This is a genomic window from Isoptericola halotolerans, assembly GCF_045689585.1.
Taxonomy (GTDB): domain Bacteria; phylum Actinomycetota; class Actinomycetes; order Actinomycetales; family Cellulomonadaceae; genus Isoptericola; species Isoptericola halotolerans_B.
This window is the reverse complement of sequence record NZ_CP140108.1, coordinates 3,783,420-3,800,309: the sequence shown is the minus strand read 5'-3', so window position 1 is coordinate 3,800,309 and position 16,890 is coordinate 3,783,420. Positions and strand designations below refer to the sequence as shown.

Sequence of the window (16,890 nt, the reverse complement as noted above, 5' to 3'; positions counted from 1 at the left end):
GGGCCTACCCAATTCGCTAGGGTGCGTGGTGTGCCCCACGCCACACCGCCGACGACGCCGGTCCCCACCGTCCCCGCACCGCTGACGGCGGCGCTCGACCCGGGCGAGCACGCCCTGGCCGACGGCGCCCTCGTCGCGACGCACCCGCTGCTCGCCCCCGCGGCCCGGTGGTGGCGCCGGGTCACCGAGGAGAGCACCGGGATCGAGCTGGTCCCGACGCCGAGCAGGACGGCCGCCGCTGGTGAACCCGCCGCCGAGCCCACCGCCGAGCCCGTCGACTCTCACCGTGCGAGCGTGCGCTTCGACCTCGACGACACCCTGACCTGCGGGGCGTACGCGCTCGACGTGAGCCCCGCCGTCGTGCAGGTGCGCGCCGCCGACCTGCCGGGGGCGTTCGCCGCCGCCCAGACGCTCCGGCAGCTCGGTGGTGCTGCCGCGTTCCGCCGGGCCGGCACCGCCCCGCTCGTGCTGCCCGCCCTGCGCGTCAGCGACTCCCCGCGCCACCACTGGCGCGGGGTCCTGCTCGACGTCGCACGCCACTTCCTGCCGACGGCGGACGTGCTGCGGTTCGTCGACCTGGCCGCGGCGCACCACCTGAACGTGCTCCAGCTCCACCTCACCGACGACCAGGGCTGGCGGATCGAGATCGAGCGGTACCCCCGGCTCACGCAGGTCGGTGCCTGGCGGCGCGAGTCCACCGTCGGCACGTGGCGCACCGGGACGCTCGACGGTCGGCCCCACGGCGGGTACTACACCGCCGACGACCTGCGCGAGATCGTCGCCTACGCCCGCGAGCGCGGGGTGATGGTCGTCCCCGAGGTCGACGTCCCCGGCCACGTCGCGGCGGCGGTCGCCGCCTACCCGGAGCTCGCCGCCCGCTCCGGGCCCCACGAGGTCTCGACCACGTGGGGCATCAGCGAGGACGTGCTGGACCCGTCCGAGCAGACCCTGGCGTTCTTCCGCGGGGTGCTGGACGAGGTCTGCCGGATCTTCGACGCCCCGTTCGTGGCGCTCGGCGGTGACGAGGTGCCGACCACCGCGTGGAGCGAGCGCCCGGACCTCGCGGAGCGGGCCGCCAGCCTCGGTCTGACCCGCGGGGACGGGAGCCCCGACGTGGCCCGGCTGCACGGCTGGTTCCTCGCCCGGCTGGCCGACCACCTGCGCACCAGGGGGCGTCGCGCCGTGGTGTGGGACGAGGCGTTCGGCCCCGACCTGCCCCGCGACGCCGTCGTCGTCTGCTGGCGCGGCCACACCGTCGCGCTGGACGCGATGGCGGCGGGCCACGACGTCGTCATGGCGCCCGAGCAGGAGGTGTACCTCGACCATCGCGCCGCCGACGACCCGGACGAGCCCGTCCCGGTCGGCTTCGTGCGCACCACGGCCGACGTGTACGGGTTCGAGCCGCTGCCGGCGGCTGCGCTCGCGGCCCGCCCCGGGGTGCCGGACGACGAGCGGCCCGGCCGTCTGCTGGGTGCCCAGGCGCAGGTGTGGACCGAGCACCTCGACTCCGCGCGCCGCGTCGACTACGCGGCGTTCCCGCGGCTGACGGCGTTCGCCGAGGCCGTCTGGACCACCGATCCCGCACCTCGCGCACCCGGCGGCCCGGCGTCCGCCGCGTTCCTCGACCGGCTGCACGGTGCGCACCTGCCGCGCCTCGCGGCCGCCGGGGTCGAGTTCCGACCGCCCGAGGGTCCGCGCCCGTGGCAACGGCGTCCGGGCGTCGCCGGGCACCCGCGGGACCTCGCGGCCGAGCGCGCCGCTGCCGGCTGGGACGGGATGGGCGGTTGGGTCCCGGGTCGGGACGGGGCCGAGCCGGAGGCCCGCCGGTGAGCGCCCGGACGGTGGACGTCGTGCGGGGAGTGGTGCTGCCCCGTCCCGACGGCAGCCTCACGTCACCCCAGGACGTCCTCCTCGACGGCGGCCGGCTACGCGCGGTCGAGCGGTCGTCGCACCGGCGCGGCGGGACGGTGCTCGACGGTGGCGGCCGCCTCGTGCTGCCGGGCTTCGTCGACGCCCACGTCCACGGGGGCGCCGCCGTGCTCGAGCCGGAGGTCCAGCACGCGCTGCTGCGCCAGGGGATCACGGCGATCGTCACCGGGGCCGACGGCGTGGGGTACGCGCCGTCGGACCGGACCTCCGCTGCCTGGGCGGGCCGCTACTTCGCGGGCATCGACGGCGAGCACCCGCGGTTCGACGGCGGCAGCGTCGCCGAGCTGCTCGCCGGCTACGACGGGACCATCCCGGTGAGCGTCGCGGCGCTCGTGCCGCACGGCACCCTGCGCCGCACCGTCGTGGGCGTCGACCGGCGTCCGGCCACCCCCGCCGAGACGGCGACGATGGTGGCGCTGGCGCGCCAGGGGCTCGCCGACGGCGCGGTGGGGCTGTCCACCGGCTTCGAGTACGTCCCGGCGGCCTGGGCGCACGAGGACGAGCTGCGCGCCGTCGTCGCGGTCGCCGCCGAGCACGGGTTGCCCCACGTCTCGCACATGCGGGGCTACGAGGACCGTGCCGTCCCGGCGCTCGAGGAGCTGCTGCGGCTGGCCGCGGCGACGGGCGCCGCCACGCACGTGTCGCACCTGCACGGCCCGGCGGCACCGATCGTCGCGCTGCTCGACGCGGCGCGCACTGCCGGCACCGACGTCACCTTCGACTCCTATCCGTACCTGCGGGGCTGCTCGCTGCTGTCGATGGTGGCCCTACCGACCTGGCTGCCGCTCGCCGACCCGGACGCCACCGCCGCGGCCCTCGACGCTCCGGCCCACGCCCGCCGGCTGCGCGCCCACCTCGACGAGCTGGCCGGCCTCTGGCCGCGCGTCACCCTCGCCTGGGTGCCGGGGCTGGCCCCGCACGAGGGTGACGTGGCGGGCCGGGCGCTGGTCGACGTCGCCGCGCGCTGGGGCGTTCCGCCGTCGGAGGCCGCGCTGCGCATCCTGCGGGCGTCCCGGCTGCGGGCGAGCTGCGTCTTCGCCCAGCCGCCCACCGGGACGGCCGCCGCGGTGCGCGCGCTGGCGAACCATCCCGCGCACCTCGCGGGTTCCGACGCGATCTACCAACCCGTCGGCGCTGCCGCCACGGAGGGTCGGCCGCACCCCCGCGGGTGGGGTGCCTTCGCCCGGTTCCTCGCCGAGCACGTGCGAGGCACCGGCGACTGGACGTGGCACGACGCCGCCGAGCACCTCTCGGGCCGGGCCGCACGTCGCTTCGCGCTGGCAGGCCGTGGACGCGTCGCGCCGGGGGCCGTCGCCGACCTCGTGCTGGTCGACCCTGACGCCGTGGCCGACCGGGCGACCTACGAGGCGCCCCGGGCCCCCGCGTTCGGGATCGACGACGTGCTCGTCGCCGGACAGCCGGTGCTCGCCGGCGGTGAGCTGACCGGCGCTCGTCCCGGCCGCGGCCTGTGGGCCGCTGCCGCCACCCGACCCCAGGAGAGGAGCCCGTCGTGAGGATCGACGACCCGGACCGGACGTGGCCGCTGCTCGCCCTCGACCGCAGCGGCGTCGAGCACAACGTCGCCACCGTGGCCGCCGCGCTGGCCGGGGCCGGCGTCGAGCACGCCCCGCACGTCAAGACCCACATGTCACGCCGGCTGTGGGACCGCCAGCGCGCGGCGGGAGCCTGGGGCGCCACCGTCGCGACCCCGGCGCAGCTGCGCACCGTGCTGGGGTGGGGCTCCGCGCGGCGGCTCCTGCTCGCCAACGAGCTGGTCGATGTCCGGGACGCCACCCGGCTGCGCGCCGCGCTCGACGGCGGCGCCGCCGAGGAGGTCTGGGTCTGCGTCGACTCACCCCACGGGGTGGAGGTGCTGAGCCGGGCCTTCGACGGCGTCACGCACCGGCGGCTCGGCGTGCTCGTGGAGCTGGGTGTCGACGGCGGGCGCACCGGGGTCCGGACCGTCGACGGTGCGGTGCGGCTCGCCCGGTCCGTCGTCGACGCCGGGCTGCGGCTCGTCGGTGTCAGCGGCTACGAGGGGCCGGTCGCGTCCGGGACGACCGCAGCCGAGCTCGACGCGGTCGCGCGCTGGTGCGGCCACCTGCGCGACGCCGGGGCCGCCGTCGCGCCGTTCGTGGACGGGCCCGTCGTGCTGTCCGCGGGCGGCAGCGCATTCGCCGACGTCGTGGTCCGGCACCTCACCGCGGCGGCGGGTGCCCGCGTCGTCGTCCGGTCGGGCGCCTACGTCGCGCACGACCACGGTCACTACGCGCACGCGGACCCGTGGACGCGCCTCGGCGTCGCGGCGCTGCGCCCGGCGATCACCGTGTGGGCGGCGGTGCTCTCGGCGCCCGAGCCCGGCCTGGCGGTGTGCGGGCTGGGGCGGCGCGACGTCTCGTTCGACCTGCACCTGCCGGTCCCGCTGGTCGCCCGGGGGACCGGCCCCACCGGCCGGCTCACCGGCCCCCGAGCGCTCGACGCGCAGGTGACGGCGCTCGACGACCAGCACGCCTACCTGCGGGTGCCGGACGACGACCTGTCGCCGGGCGACGTCGTCGGGTTCGGCGTCTCGCACCCGTGCACCACGTTCGACAAGTACCGCACCGGCGTCCTCACCGACGGCGACGTGGTGGTCGGCACCCTGACGTTCGACTTCTCGGAGGAACCATGACCAAGACCGCCGTGTCCACCCAGCACGCGCCCGCGCCCGCCCACACGTTCCACCAGGGGGTGCGCCGCGGGCCGTTCGTGCAGGTCTCCGGGCAGGGCCCCGTGGACCCGGTGACGGGGGAGTACGTGTTCGCGGACGACGTCGCGGCCCAGACGACGCGAACCCTGGAGAACGTGCGCGCGATCGTCGAGGCGGCCGGGGCGACGTTCGACGACGTCGTGATGCTGCGCGTCTACCTCACCTCGCGGGAGCACTTCGCGGCCATGAACGAGGCCTACGGGGCCTTCGTGACCCGGCACTGCCCGTCCGGGGTGCTGCCGAGCCGCACCACGGTGATGGTGGGGCTGCCGCGTCCGGAGATGCTCGTGGAGATCGACGCGTTCGCCGTCACGGCGTGAGGAGCGCCGGTCAGCGCCCGTCGTCCGCCGACGACGCGCTGTCCTGCGCGCTGTGGTGTGCGCCGTCCTGCGCGTCGTCCCGGGCTCCGTCCTCGGGGTCGCGTGACGAGCCGGCCCGACGGCGGCGGCGCACGAGCCGGTAGACGACGTAGCCGACGGCGGCGAGGACGAGCCACGGCAGCAGGACCCCGAGCACCAGCACCACGGTCTCGACCGTGGCGACGAGCGCCTCCCACCCGGTGGCCAGCCCGCCGGTGAACCCGCCGCGCGGAGCGGTGATCTGCGCCTCCGGCGCGTCGATCTGCACGTGGAGGGTCGACATCGCGACCTCGTCGCTCAGCGCGTCACGCTGGGCGACCAAGGAGTCGAGCTCGGCCTGCCGCTCGGAGAGCTCTCGCTCGACCTCGAGCAGGTCGGCGGTGGAGCCGGCGGCGGCCAGGAGCTCGGTGAGCCGTTCGGTCGACGTCGTGAGCGCCGAGATGCGGGCGTCCAGGTCCTGGCCGCGGCTGGTGACGTCGGTGCTGGACAGCTCGACGTCCTGCACGGTCCCGAGGTCGCCGATCGCGTCCACGGCGCTCGACGTGCGGTCCGCGGGGACCCGGACGGTCAGGCTGGCCGAGCCGGGGGAGTCCTCGTCGCCGGGGCTCTCGTGGCGCTCCTCGACGTGGCCACCGGCCTGCTCGACGAGGCGGACCAGCTCGGCCGCCGTCGTCGTGGGCTGCTCCGACACGAGCGAGAGGTAGCCGGTGACGACGACCTCGCGGTCGACGACCGACGAGGCGGAGTCGTCCTCCTCGGTCGCCGCGGTGGCCTCCGCGACGGCGGCTGCCTCCCCGGCGGAGTCCTGCGCGGACATCTCGGCGCCGGCGTCGCCGGAGCCCCCCGCCCCGGAGCCGGAGCACCCCGCGAGTCCGAGGGCGAGGACCGCGGCGACCGTGGCGGTCACGGCGCGACGAGGCAGGGATCGGATCGGCATGGCCCCGACTCTAGGTGGCTGACCTGGCCCGACGCGCGCCGTGGTCAGGATCGTGATGGGACCGTGGCGCGACCGTGACCTCCGTCCCGGACCGTGGGACGAGCGGCCGCCGACCGATGGTTACGATCGAGTAACGAAGGCGAACGGGCGATGGACAACGGGTCTGTTAAGACGCTCTACTAACAAACATGACCACGACGACTACGCGCACCAGCCGACGGGGACTGGGTGGCGGTCTGCGAGCCACCTCGAAGGTGCTGCCCGAGCACGCGAGGGCCCACAACCGCTCGCTGGTGCTCCAGCACCTCTTCCACGAGGGCCCCACGTCGCGCGCCGGTCTCGCGCGCGCCACCGGCCTCACGCGCGTCACCATCTCGGACCTGGTCGGCGTGCTCCTGGCCGAGGACCTCGTCGAGGAGCTCGGCACCCAGCCGGGGCGCCGGGTGGGCAAGCCCGCGATCCTCGTCGGGATGCGCACGGACGCCTACCAGATCGTCGCCGTCGACCTCTCCGACGACACCGTCCTGCGCGGCGCCGTCCTGACCCTCACGGGCGAGGCCGTCGTCCGCCAGGAGCTCGAGGTGGGCGACCGTCGCGGTGACGACCTGGTGGACCTGATCGCCCGCTTCGCCCGCCGTCTGGTGGCCGCTGCCACGCGTCCCGTCATCGGGGTGGGCATCGGCTCGCCGGGTGTCGTCGACCACGCCGGACGCGTCGTCGAGGCACCGAACGTCGAGTGGCGGGACCTGCCGCTCGCGGCCACCCTCACCGACCGGCTCGGGCTGCCGGTGCACGTCGCCAACGACGCGAACTCCGCGGCGCTCGCCGAGTACACCTACGGCGGGGCGGCCGACTCGATGCTGGTCCTCACCGTGGGGCAGGGCGTCGGTGCCGGCGTCATGGTCGACGGCGCGCGCGTGCACGGCTCCGCCGACGCCGCCGGCGAGCTCGGGCACGTCACCGCGGTCGACGACGGCCTGCCCTGCGCCTGCGGGCGCCGGGGGTGCCTGGAGACGGTGCTGTCGGCGCCCGCGCTGCGACGCGCCGTCGAGGGTCTCGACCGCGCGGCGGCGGACGCGGTGCTGGCCGACGTCGGCCGCACGCTGGGCAAGTCGCTCGCACCGGTCGTCGGCGCGCTCAACCTGGGCGAGGTGCTGCTCTCCGGCCCGCCGGAGCTGCTCGCCGGGGCGCTGCGCGCCGCGGCCCACGAGACCCTCGTCGCGCGGACCATGCCGGCCACCGCGGCCGGACTCAACCTGCGCATGGCGTCGCTGGACGACGACGTCGTGCTGGCCGGAGCCGCCGTCCTCGTCCTCGGCGCCCAGCTCGGAGTCTCCTGACATGACTCCTGACACGGCTCCCCGCAGCAGTCCCTGACCCGCTCCATCGACCGACCACCGCCGGTGCCACCTGGTACCGGCCCCCGCGTACCCCAATTTGGAAGGAAACCGAAGCAGTGAGAAGAACACGCACCGTCGTCGCTGCGGCGTCGACCATCACGCTCGCACTCACGCTCGCCGCCTGCGGCACCGACGAGCCGGCCGACACCACGGACGGCGAGACCTCCGACAGCGCCGAGGTGGAGCCAGGTGACATCACCCTCTGGGTCGCCGGCGCCGACACGCCCGAGGAGCTGCGCACCTATCTCGTGGACACGTTCGCCGAGGAGAACCCCGGCTCGACGCTGACCATCGAGGAGCAGGACTGGGGCGACCTGGTCACCAAGCTCACCACGGCGCTGCCCGACGCCGAGAACACCCCGGACGTCGTCGAGATCGGCAACACCCAGTCGCCGACCTTCACCAACGCCGGTGCGTTCCGGGAGATCTCCCCGGAGCTGTACGAGGAGCTCGGCGGCGACAAGCTGCTGCCGTCCTTCGTGGAGGCCGGTTCCGTGGACGACACCATCTACGCGCTGCCCTACTACTTCGGCTCGCGCTACATGTTCTACCGCGCGGACCTCTGGGACGAGGCGGGCGTCGAGGTGCCCGAGACGCTGCCGGAGTTCACCGAGGCCGTCACCGAGCTCACCACCGACGACCTGTCCGGGTTCGCCATGGGCGGCCAGGACTGGCGCAACGGCATCTCCTGGGTCTTCGCCAACGACGGTGAGCTGGCGGTCAAGGAGGGCGACCAGTGGGTCTCCACCCTCTCCGACCCGAACACCGTCGCCGGCCTGGAGATGTGGCAGGAGGTCTACGAGGGCGCCTCGAACCTGCCCGCGACCGAGCGCGACGTCGCCTACTGGGACTTCCTGAACGACGCCGAGGACGGCGGGGCCCCCGAGGCCGCGACGATCATGGCGCCGGGCTGGGCCCGCTGGTCCATCGGTGAGCTCGTCGAGAACGACGAGGGCGAGATGGTCCGCGACGGCATGGCCGACGCGGAGAAGTACGACATCTTCGCCCTGCCGGGTCTCGACGGTGGCATCGCCCCCGTCTTCGCCGGTGGCTCCAACGTGGCCGTCTCGGCCCAGTCCCAGCACCCCGAGCTCTCCGAGAACCTGCTGCGGATCATCTACTCGGACGAGTACCAGACGATGCTCGCGGAGAACGGGCTCGGCCCGGCCAACGCGGACTTCAACAGCATCATGGAGACCGACACGTTCGGCGAGGTGACGGTCGCGACGGCCGAGGCCTCCAAGCTCACCCCGGCCGCGCCGGGCTGGGCCGCCGTCGAGGGCGCCTTCGTCTACGAGGAGCTCTTCCAGAAGATCGCCGAGGGCGGTGACGTGGCCGAGCTCGCCGCCGAGTACGACGAGAAGCTCACGCCGATGCTCAACGGCCAGGCCGGCTGACGGTCCTCGTCCGCACGACCGACTGATCACGACGGGCGGGGCGGCGCTGCCGAACGGCTGCCGCCCCGCCCGCCCCATGACCCGGGAAGGAGGACCGCATGACCACGACCACCGGCGACACCGCAGGCACCGACGGCATCGCGATCCGCCGTCGGCGCAGGCCGGCCACCCCTTATCTCCTGCTGATCCCCGCCGTCGCGGCCCTCCTGGTCGGTCTCGGGTACCCCGTGTACTGGCAGGTCGTCACCTCGCTGCAGGAGTACGGCCTGATGCAGCAGTTCGGCGCCCCGCCGGCCTTCGTCGGGCTCGAGAACTTCGCCCGCATCTTCACCGACACCGAGGTGTGGGCGGTCGTGGCGAAGTCCATCGCGTTCTGCCTCGTCAACGCCCTGCTCACCGTCGGCATCGGGCTCGGCCTCGCCGTGCTCATGCGTGCGGTGCACGGCTGGGTGCGCATCACCATGCAGATCACGCTGCTCCTGGCCTGGGCCACCCCGCTCGTGGCCGCCGTCACCGTGTTCCGCTGGCTCTTCGACTACCGCACCGGCGTGGTCAACTGGTTCTTCGTCCAGCTCGGCGCCGAGCAGATGGACTCCTACAACTGGCTGGGCAACGTCTGGACGTTCTTCCTCGTGGCGTCGTTCGTCGTCATCTGGATGTCCGTGCCGTTCGTCGCGATGTCCATCTACGCCGGGCTGACCCAGGTCTCCGAGGAGGTCCTCGAGGCCGCGCGGATCGACGGTGCCAACCCGCGCAAGATCCTCTGGCTCATCATCATGCCGCTCGTCCGCCCGGTCATCGCGATCGTGCTGCTGCTGCAGATCATCTGGGACCTGCGGGTCTTCGCCCAGATCCGCCTCCTGCAGGACGCCGGCGCGCCCATCTCCGAGACCAACCTGCTCGGCAACTACATCTACGAGCTCGGCGTCGGCAGCCAGGACTTCGGCGGCGCCGCCGCCGTCTCCCTGTTCGTGCTGGTGCTCACGGTGGTGCTCGCGGGGCCGTACGTGCGCTATCTCATGAAGGAGGACGCGGCATGAGCGCCGTCCTGACAGCCACCACGCCGGCCGCCCAGGCCGACCGCACGCCGCTGCGTCGCCGTCGGCTCCGGCCGGGCAAGGTCCTGCTCAGCGCGCTGGGCCTCGGCCTCGCGCTGGTCTGGGTCTTCCCCGTCTACTGGATGATGCTCTCGGCCGTCACGCCGGACGCGATCCTCGGCGGCTCGACCCCGCACTTCCTCCCGGCCGACTTCACGTGGACCAACCTGTCCTCGGTGCTGACCGACTCGGGCTTCCTCAACGCCCTCGGCATGAGCCTCATGGTCACGGGGTTGACGATCACCCTGGTGCTCGCGTTCGCGTTCTTCGCCGCGCTGGCCATCAGCCGGTGGCGCTTCCGCGGCCGGACCAGCTTCATCCTGGCCGTGCTGTTCATCCAGATGCTCCCGGCCGAGGGGCTCTTCATCGCGCAGTACCAGATGATGTCGAGCCTCGGGCTGCTCAACCAGGTCATCGGGATCTCCGTGCTCTACGTCGCGATGCTGGTGCCGTTCACCGTGTGGATGCTGCGCGGGTTCGTCGCCGGGGTGCCGATCGAGCTGGAGGAGGCCGCCATGGTGGACGGGCTGTCCCGCCCGAAGGCGTTCCTGCGGATCACCTTCCCGCTGCTCGCCCCCGGCCTGGTCGCGTCCGGCGTGTACGCGTTCCTGCAGGCGTGGAACGAGTTCACGACCGCGCTCGTGATCCTGCCGGCCGAGTCGGCCCAGACCCTGCCGATCTGGCTGCGCAGCTTCCTGTCCGCCTCGGCGAACCGGGGCATCAACTGGGCCGAGGTCATGGCCGCGTCCACCCTCATCGCGGTGCCGGTCATCGTCTTCTTCCTGTTCGTGCAGGGGCGGATGACGTCCGGCCTGGTCTCGGGTGCGGTGAAGGGCTGACGTGAGCGACGCAAGAGCGACGGCGCGGACCATGCCGTCAGGGTTCAGCGTGGGCCTGGACATCGGGGGCACCAAGACGCTGGCGGTGCTGCTCGGCGGCGACGGCGAGGTGCTGGCACAGACCCGGCTCGCGACGGTCCGGGGCCCCGCCGGGGTCGTCGACGGCGCGGTCAGCGCCGTGCAGGGCGTCGTCCGCCAGGCGGGCGTGCCGATCGGCGACGTGACCGGCGTCGGGGTCGGGGTACCGGGCCTGGTGGACTCGGGTGCGGGGACCGTGCGGCACGCCGTGAACGTCGGCGTCGACGGCGCCCCCCTGGAGCTCTCCACCCTGCTCTCCGCGCGGCTCGGCGGGATCGGGGTCGAGGTCGAGAACGACCTCAACGTGGCCGCCGTCGGCGCCGCGCACCTCGTCGAGGCCGAGGGTGTCGGGCACACGCCGACCGACCTCGCCTTCCTGGCGCTCGGCACGGGGCTCGCGGCCGGGATCGTCCTCGACGGCCGCCTGCGGCGTGGCAGCCGCGGTGCCGCCGGGGAGATCGGGCACGTGCCCGTCGACCCGGCCGGACCACCCTGCGCCTGCGGGCAGCGGGGATGCCTGGAGCTGTACGCCTCGGGCTCCGCGGTGACCGCCCTGTGGCCCACGACCGCGGGGCGGCCCGCGCCGGTCGAGCTGTTCGAGGCCGCCGCCCGCGGCGACCTCGACGCCGTGGCCGCCCGGTCGACGTACGCGCGGGCCGTGGCCGCGGCCGTCCGGATGCTCGTGCTCACCGTCGACGTCCAGCACGTCGTCCTCGGCGGTGGCGTGTCCCAGCTCGGCCAGCCCTTGCTCGACGTCGTCCGCGACGCGCTGGACGACGAGTCGGCGGCGTCGGCGTTCCTGCGTTCGCTGGACCTGCCGGGGCGGGTGCGCCTGGCACCGGGGCGGGTCGCCGTCGGCGCCGTCGGTGCCGCCGTCGTCGGCCGGGCCGCCGGTGCCCGCGCCCGCGACCTGGCGGGATAGCGCACCACCACACCGGGCCCTGCGCGGGCGATCCTCGCGCCGGCCCACCCGTCATGACGAGAGGAACCTCCACCGTGATCCGACGACGCGCCGCATCCCGAGCCAGGGCCCTCGCGACCACCCTTGCCGCGGGCCTCGCCCTCGTCCCCGTGCTGGCCGCGTGCGGACCCGAGGAGGTCGTCCCGGAGAGCTCGGACGACATCGTCCTGTGGCTCGTGGGCGCCGACACCGGGGACGACCTGCGCCGGCACCTCGTCGAGACGTTCGAGGCGCGCAACCCGGGCGCGACGCTGACGATCGAGCAGAAGGAGTGGGGCACCCTCGTCGACGACCTGGAGGCCTCGCTCGTCGACCCGGCGGCGACGCCCGACGTCGTCGAGCTGGGCAACACCCAGGCGCCGACCTTCGCCGACGCCGGGGCGTTCCGTGCGATCTCGCCCGCGCTCTACGAGGAGCTCGGCGGGGAGGACCTGCTGCCGTCGTTCGTCGAGGCGGGCTCGGTGGACGGCACCGTCTACGCGCTGCCGTACTACTTCGGCTCGCGCTACGTCTTCTACCGCAAGGACGTCTGGGACGCGGCCGGTGCCGAGGTGCCGCGCACGCTCGAGGAGTTCGGCGAGACGGTCAAGGACCTTCGCGACGGCAACCAGGCCGGCTTCGCCATGGGCGGGCAGGACTGGCGCAACGGCATCTCGTGGGTGTTCGCCCACGGCGGCGAGCTCGCCGTCAAGGAGGGCGAACACTGGGTCTCGACGCTGTCCGACCCGAACACGATCCGCGGGCTGGAGGAGTGGCAGGACATCTACGAGAGCGCGTCCCAGCTGCCCGCCACGGAGGTGGACGTCGACTACTGGGACTTCATCAACGACGGGCTGGCGACCGGCGAGCCCGCGGCGGCCAGCATGATGGCGCCGTCGTGGGCCCGGTGGTCGGTCGGGGACATCGTGCGCGACGACGACGGTGCCGAGGTCCGCGACGGCATGGCCGACACCGAGAAGTTCGGGATCTTCGCGCTGCCCGGGGTGGACGGCGGTGTGGCGCCGGTCTTCGCCGGGGGATCCAACATGGCGGTCTCCGCGCTGACTCGCAACGTCGCGCTGTCCGAGGACCTGCTGCGGGTGGTGTACTCGGAGGAGTACCAGACGATGCTCGCCGAGGCCGGGCTCGGGCCGGCGAACACCGAGTTCACCGAGCTGATGACCGGGGACAAGTTCGGGCGCACGCTGGTCAAGACGGCCGAGGCGTCGAAGCTGACCCCGCCCGCCCCGGGCTGGGCCGACATCGAGGCCCGCGGCATCTACGAGGAGCTGTTCAAGGAGATCGCGCGCGGCGGCAGCGTCCCCGCGCTCGCCCAGCAGTACGACGCCCGCATCACCCCGCTCCTCGACGGGACCGTCGAGGAGGAATGAGCCGGCCCCCGTCGTCCGTACGGACCCGACGGGTGGACCGCAAGCCTGACTGGAAGGATGTTTCGATGGAGGTCGTGATCGCTCCGGCGCAGGAGCTGGCGGTGCTGGCTGCTGATGCGGTCGAGGGGGTGCTGGGTTCGCGGGGCGAGCCGGTGCTGGGGTTGGCGACGGGGTCGAGCCCGTTGGCGGTGTATGACGAGCTGGTGCGGCGTCATGTCGAGGAGGGGCTGTCGTTCGGGCGGGCGTGGGGGTTCATGCTCGACGAGTACGTCGGGCTGTCCGCGGACCACCCCCAGCGGTACCGCAACGTCATCGCCACGGAGATCGCCGACCGCGTGGGCTGGCCCGCCGAGCGCGTCGCGGGCCCGGACGGGGCGGCGACGGACCTGCCGGCCGCGTGCGCGGCGTACGAGCGGTCGATCGCGGCGGCGGGCGGCGTGGACCTGCAGATCCTGGGGATCGGTACGGACGGGCACATCGGGTTCAACGAGCCGGGATCGTCCCTGGCGTCGCGCACACGGATCAAGACGTTGACGCAGCAGACGCGGGTGGACAACGCGCGGTTCTTCGACGACGAGGTGGACCAGGTCCCGACGCACTGCCTGACGCAGGGGCTCGGCACGATCATGGAGGCCCGGCACCTGGTGCTCCTGGCGACCGGGAGGCACAAGGCGCAGGCGATCCACCAGCTGGTGGAGGGGCCGGTCTCGGCGTTGTGGCCGGCGACGGTGATGCAGTGGCATCCGCATGCCACGGTGCTGGTCGACGAGGCGGCGGCGTCGCGGTTGCAGCTGGCGGGGTACTACCGCCAGACGTACGCGTCCAAGCCGTCCTGGCAGGGCCTGTGACCCGCCCCGCAGCGGTCCTGCTGCCGTCGGACGCGCCGTCGGTGTCGGTGGCCGGCACGTAGGATGGAGTCATGAGCGAGCCCCTCTCCACCCCACCCGCGGATCCTGCCCAGGAGACCGGATCGGGCACCAGCGTGCTGGAACGGCCGGACACCCGTGAGCAGGCCGCGGAGCCGGGCGATCACGAGCGGTTTGCGCACTATGTGCGCAAGGAGAAGATCATGGCCTCGGCGATGTCGGGCAAGCCCGTGATCGCCCTCTGCGGCAAGGTGTGGGTCCCCGGTCGCGACCCGTCGAAGTTCCCCGTGTGCCCCGTCTGCAAGGAGATCTACGACGGTCTGCGCGACCCGCAGGACGGTGGCAAGGACGGCGACGGCGACTCCGACACGTGAGTGCGTCGTTCCCCGAGCCCGAGTCCGTCGATCTCTTCGAAGCCGCCTCCGAGCCGCAGGAGGCCGCCAAGCCGCTGCCGCAGTCCCCGTCGGTCGCGGCGGCCTCCCACCTCAGCCCGGCCTACCCGCGCCGGGCGCCGTGGGGGACCGCCTCCAACCTGCGTGCCTGGCAGGCCGAGGCGCTCGAGCTGTACCACGAGCGCTCGCCGCGGGACTTCCTCGCCGTCGCGACGCCCGGCGCCGGCAAGACGACGTTCGCGCTGCGGGTCGCCACCGAGCTGCTGGAGGCGGGTGTCGTCCGCCGTGTGACGATCGTCGCGCCCACGGAGCATCTCAAGCACCAGTGGGCGGACGCCGCGGCCCGGGTCGGCATCAGGATCGACCCGTCGTTCAAGAACTCGCAGGGCCGGCACGGCTCCCACTACGACGGCGTCGCGCTCACCTACGCCCAGGTGGCGGCCAAGCCGGCGCTGCACCGCGCCCGCACGCAGGCGGCCCGCACGCTGGTCATCCTCGACGAGGTGCACCACGGCGGCGACGCGCTGAGCTGGGGTGAAGCCGTCCGCGACGCGTTCGAGGACGCGACGCGGCGTCTGGCCCTGACCGGGACCCCGTTCCGCAGCGACACGGCCTCCATCCCGTTCGTGACCTACGAGGCCGACCACGAGGGCATCCGGCGTTCCAAGGCCGACTACACCTACGGCTACGGCGAGGCCCTGCGCGACCACGTCGTGCGGCCCGTGCTGTTCATGACGTACTCGGGCGAGATGCGGTGGCGCACCCGGGCCGGCGACGAGGTCTCGGCGCGTCTCGGCGAGGCCATGACCAAGGACATGCACGCGCAGGCGTGGCGCACGGCCCTCGACCCGAACGGCGAGTGGATCCCGTCCGTGCTCGCCGCGGCGGACAAGCGCCTGACGGAGGTCCGCCGCGCCGTGCCGGACGCCGGCGGGCTGGTCATCGCCTCCGACCAGACCGACGCCCGCGCCTACGCCGGGCACCTGGCCCGCGTCACCGGGCAGAGCCCCACCGTGGTGCTGAGCGACGACGACGGCGCGAGCGCCCGCATCGACGAGTTCGCGGCAGGCTCGCAGCGCTGGATGGTGGCCGTCCGCATGGTCTCCGAGGGCGTCGACGTGCCGCGGCTCGCCGTCGGCGTGTACGCCACCAGCACCTCCACGCCGCTGTTCTTCGCCCAGGCCGTCGGCCGGTTCGTGCGCGCCCGCAAGCGCGGCGAGACAGCGTCCATCTTCGTGCCCAGCGTGCCCCTGCTCCTCGAGCTGGCGAACGGCATGGAGATCGAGCGCGACCATGCGCTCGACCGGCCGCAGACGGCCGAGGAACAGGGCATCGAGTACGACCCGGAGGCGGCGCTGCTCGCCGCGGCGAACAAGGAGGAGAAGGCCTCCGGGGAGCTCACCGGCTCCTTCGAGGCGCTCGAGGCCCAGGCGTCCTTCGACCGCGTGCTGTTCGACGGCGGTGAGTTCGGCACCGGCGGCGACATCGGCTCCGCCGCCGAGCAGGACTTCCTCGGCATCCCCGGGCTGCTCGACGCCGACCAGGTCACCACGCTGCTGCGTCAGCGCCAGGCCGCGCAGGCGAGCGGCCGGTCCGGGGCCGGGGCGACGGCGTCGGAGGCCGCGCTCGAGCAGTCCGAGCAGGAGCACCGCCGGGCCGCCGCCCTGCGCAAGGAGCTGTCCAAGCTGGTCTCCGCCTGGGCGCGCAAGTCCAGCCGCCCGCACGGCTCGGTGCACACGGAGCTCCGCCGGCGGTGCGGGGGACCGGAGGTGCCGCTCGCCACGGCCGACCAGCTCGCCGAGCGGGTGGAGATGGTGCGCGGCTGGTTCGTCGGCAAGAAGTAGGCCGCCCGTCTCGGACCACCCTGCTGGGTGCGCGGCGGGGACCTTGCCGCTCAGTCGAGGACGGCCACCGCCAGCGGCTCGTCCTGGCCGTCCCAGGATGCGACCAGCGTCGCAACCCCGGGCTCCGGCGCGTGCGGCAGCCGGACCGTGCGGACGGTGGCGGCGTCGTCTGGCGCGTCGCCTGCCAGGCGCTGGGCCCGGATCGTGGGGGGTCGAGCAGCGACCGTCCCGTCCGCGTGGTGCACCGTCTCCGCGGCCTGCGCCGGGCCGGTACGGATCGCCTGCCGCACGGCCGTCAGGTAGACGGGGTCCGCGGTGGCGTCGTAGACCCAGCGGGTGCCGAGGACGGAGTGCTCCGCCGTGCCCATCAGCGCGTGGGCGAGCTCGGGTGCTGCGGTGCCGCGGTAGGTGCACGGGACGTGGACGACGGTGCCGTCCTCGGCGCGCACGAGCAACAGCTCGACACCCACCTCTCCGGCAGGATCGTCGAGCCGGAACCCGCCGATCGTCTGGACCTCTCCTCCGGGGTACCACGGCCGGTCGGGCAGCCAGCCCGCGAGGATCTCGCGCTTGCTCGGCACGATGGTTGCCTGGTGGAGGATCGCCATGACCAGCCACCTTACGCCGCCGCCCGGCGCGCCCGGGGTGGACGGCGCCGACCGCAGGAGCGCG

General features: G+C 74.0%; 15 protein-coding genes. 13 read left to right on the top strand and 2 right to left on the bottom strand.

The features are described from left to right. Positions 1 to 30 precede the first annotated feature (30 nt). From UQW22_RS17895 to UQW22_RS17880, 4 genes are read left to right on the top strand one after another with little or no spacing between them, the layout of a single operon-like run. Positions 31 to 1,830: a beta-N-acetylhexosaminidase gene (locus UQW22_RS17895; protein WP_407318527.1), complete on the top strand. Its 1,800-nt coding sequence runs from the start codon at positions 31 to 33 to the stop codon at positions 1,828 to 1,830. Beyond that, positions 1,827 to 3,443, top strand: a complete 1,617-nt coding sequence (locus UQW22_RS17890) for an amidohydrolase family protein (RefSeq protein ID WP_407318526.1) — start codon at positions 1,827 to 1,829, stop codon at positions 3,441 to 3,443. Before UQW22_RS17895 ends, UQW22_RS17890 begins: the two co-directional genes overlap by 4 nt. Continuing rightward, complete coding sequence (locus UQW22_RS17885) at positions 3,440 to 4,600, top strand: alanine racemase (protein WP_407318525.1); 1,161 nt, start codon at positions 3,440 to 3,442, stop codon at positions 4,598 to 4,600. Before UQW22_RS17890 ends, UQW22_RS17885 begins: the two co-directional genes overlap by 4 nt. Then, on the top strand, positions 4,597 to 4,998 hold the full coding sequence (locus UQW22_RS17880) for a RidA family protein (RefSeq protein WP_407318524.1): 402 nt from the start codon (positions 4,597 to 4,599) through the stop codon (positions 4,996 to 4,998). Before UQW22_RS17885 ends, UQW22_RS17880 begins: the two co-directional genes overlap by 4 nt. Positions 4,999 to 5,008: 10 nt before the next feature. Here UQW22_RS17880 and UQW22_RS17875 read toward each other — a convergent pair whose 3' ends face one another. After that, on the bottom strand, positions 5,009 to 5,974 hold the full coding sequence (locus UQW22_RS17875; RefSeq protein WP_407318522.1) for a DUF4349 domain-containing protein: 966 nt from the start codon (positions 5,972 to 5,974) through the stop codon (positions 5,009 to 5,011). A gap of 188 nt (positions 5,975 to 6,162) precedes the next feature. On the opposite strand from UQW22_RS17875, the gene UQW22_RS17870 reads away from it, so the two are divergent. From UQW22_RS17870 to UQW22_RS17830, 9 genes are all read left to right on the top strand, one after another. Continuing rightward, positions 6,163 to 7,314, top strand: coding sequence for an ROK family protein (locus tag UQW22_RS17870; RefSeq protein ID WP_407318521.1), 1,152 nt, complete (start codon positions 6,163 to 6,165; stop codon positions 7,312 to 7,314). Positions 7,315 to 7,430: 116 nt separating this feature from the next. After that, complete coding sequence (locus tag UQW22_RS17865; RefSeq protein WP_407318520.1) at positions 7,431 to 8,771, top strand: extracellular solute-binding protein; 1,341 nt, start codon at positions 7,431 to 7,433, stop codon at positions 8,769 to 8,771. Between the two features lie 98 nt (positions 8,772 to 8,869). Next, positions 8,870 to 9,811: a carbohydrate ABC transporter permease gene (locus tag UQW22_RS17860; protein WP_407318519.1), complete on the top strand. Its 942-nt coding sequence runs from the start codon at positions 8,870 to 8,872 to the stop codon at positions 9,809 to 9,811. Continuing rightward, entirely contained in the window at positions 9,808 to 10,707 is a 900-nt protein-coding gene (locus UQW22_RS17855) for a carbohydrate ABC transporter permease (RefSeq protein WP_407318518.1), read from the top strand. Before UQW22_RS17860 ends, UQW22_RS17855 begins: the two co-directional genes overlap by 4 nt. 1 nt (position 10,708) lies before the next feature. Beyond that, positions 10,709 to 11,707, top strand: coding sequence for an ROK family protein (locus tag UQW22_RS17850; protein WP_407318517.1), 999 nt, complete (start codon positions 10,709 to 10,711; stop codon positions 11,705 to 11,707). Positions 11,708 to 11,781: 74 nt separating this feature from the next. After that, a complete protein-coding gene (locus tag UQW22_RS17845; protein WP_407318516.1) occupies positions 11,782 to 13,116 on the top strand; it encodes an extracellular solute-binding protein in 1,335 nt (444 codons plus the stop codon). 65 nt (positions 13,117 to 13,181) lie between these two features. Next, the gene (gene nagB, locus UQW22_RS17840) at positions 13,182 to 13,964 is read left to right on the top strand and encodes a glucosamine-6-phosphate deaminase (RefSeq protein ID WP_407318515.1); all 783 of its coding nucleotides are present in this window, start codon (positions 13,182 to 13,184) and stop codon (positions 13,962 to 13,964) included. 71 nt (positions 13,965 to 14,035) lie between these two features. Next, positions 14,036 to 14,356 (top strand): DUF3039 domain-containing protein, encoded by a 321-nt coding sequence (locus UQW22_RS17835; protein ID WP_407318514.1) that lies wholly within the window; start codon positions 14,036 to 14,038, stop codon positions 14,354 to 14,356. A gap of 74 nt (positions 14,357 to 14,430) precedes the next feature. Further along, positions 14,431 to 16,218, top strand: a complete 1,788-nt coding sequence (locus UQW22_RS17830; RefSeq protein ID WP_407320854.1) for a DEAD/DEAH box helicase — start codon at positions 14,431 to 14,433, stop codon at positions 16,216 to 16,218. Between the two features lie 50 nt (positions 16,219 to 16,268). Here UQW22_RS17830 and UQW22_RS17825 read toward each other — a convergent pair whose 3' ends face one another. After that, on the bottom strand, positions 16,269 to 16,826 hold the full coding sequence (locus UQW22_RS17825) for a maltokinase N-terminal cap-like domain-containing protein (RefSeq protein WP_407318513.1): 558 nt from the start codon (positions 16,824 to 16,826) through the stop codon (positions 16,269 to 16,271). Between the last annotated feature and the right edge of the window lie 64 nt (positions 16,827 to 16,890).

Excerpts from the sequence above, each read along its gene's own strand:
- UQW22_RS17880 (WP_407318524.1), top strand. The coding sequence starts at position 4,597 with ATGACCAAGACCGCCGTGTCCACCCAGCACGCGCCCGCGCCCGCCCAC.
- UQW22_RS17875 (WP_407318522.1), bottom strand. The coding sequence starts at position 5,974 with ATGCCGATCCGATCCCTGCCTCGTCGCGCCGTGACCGCCACGGTCGCC.
- UQW22_RS17870 (WP_407318521.1), top strand. The coding sequence starts at position 6,163 with ATGACCACGACGACTACGCGCACCAGCCGACGGGGACTGGGTGGCGGT.
- UQW22_RS17860 (WP_407318519.1), top strand. The coding sequence starts at position 8,870 with ATGACCACGACCACCGGCGACACCGCAGGCACCGACGGCATCGCGATC.
- UQW22_RS17855 (WP_407318518.1), top strand. The coding sequence starts at position 9,808 with ATGAGCGCCGTCCTGACAGCCACCACGCCGGCCGCCCAGGCCGACCGC.
- nagB (WP_407318515.1), top strand. The coding sequence starts at position 13,182 with ATGGAGGTCGTGATCGCTCCGGCGCAGGAGCTGGCGGTGCTGGCTGCT.
- UQW22_RS17835 (WP_407318514.1), top strand. The coding sequence starts at position 14,036 with ATGAGCGAGCCCCTCTCCACCCCACCCGCGGATCCTGCCCAGGAGACC.
- UQW22_RS17825 (WP_407318513.1), bottom strand. The coding sequence starts at position 16,826 with ATGGCGATCCTCCACCAGGCAACCATCGTGCCGAGCAAGCGCGAGATC.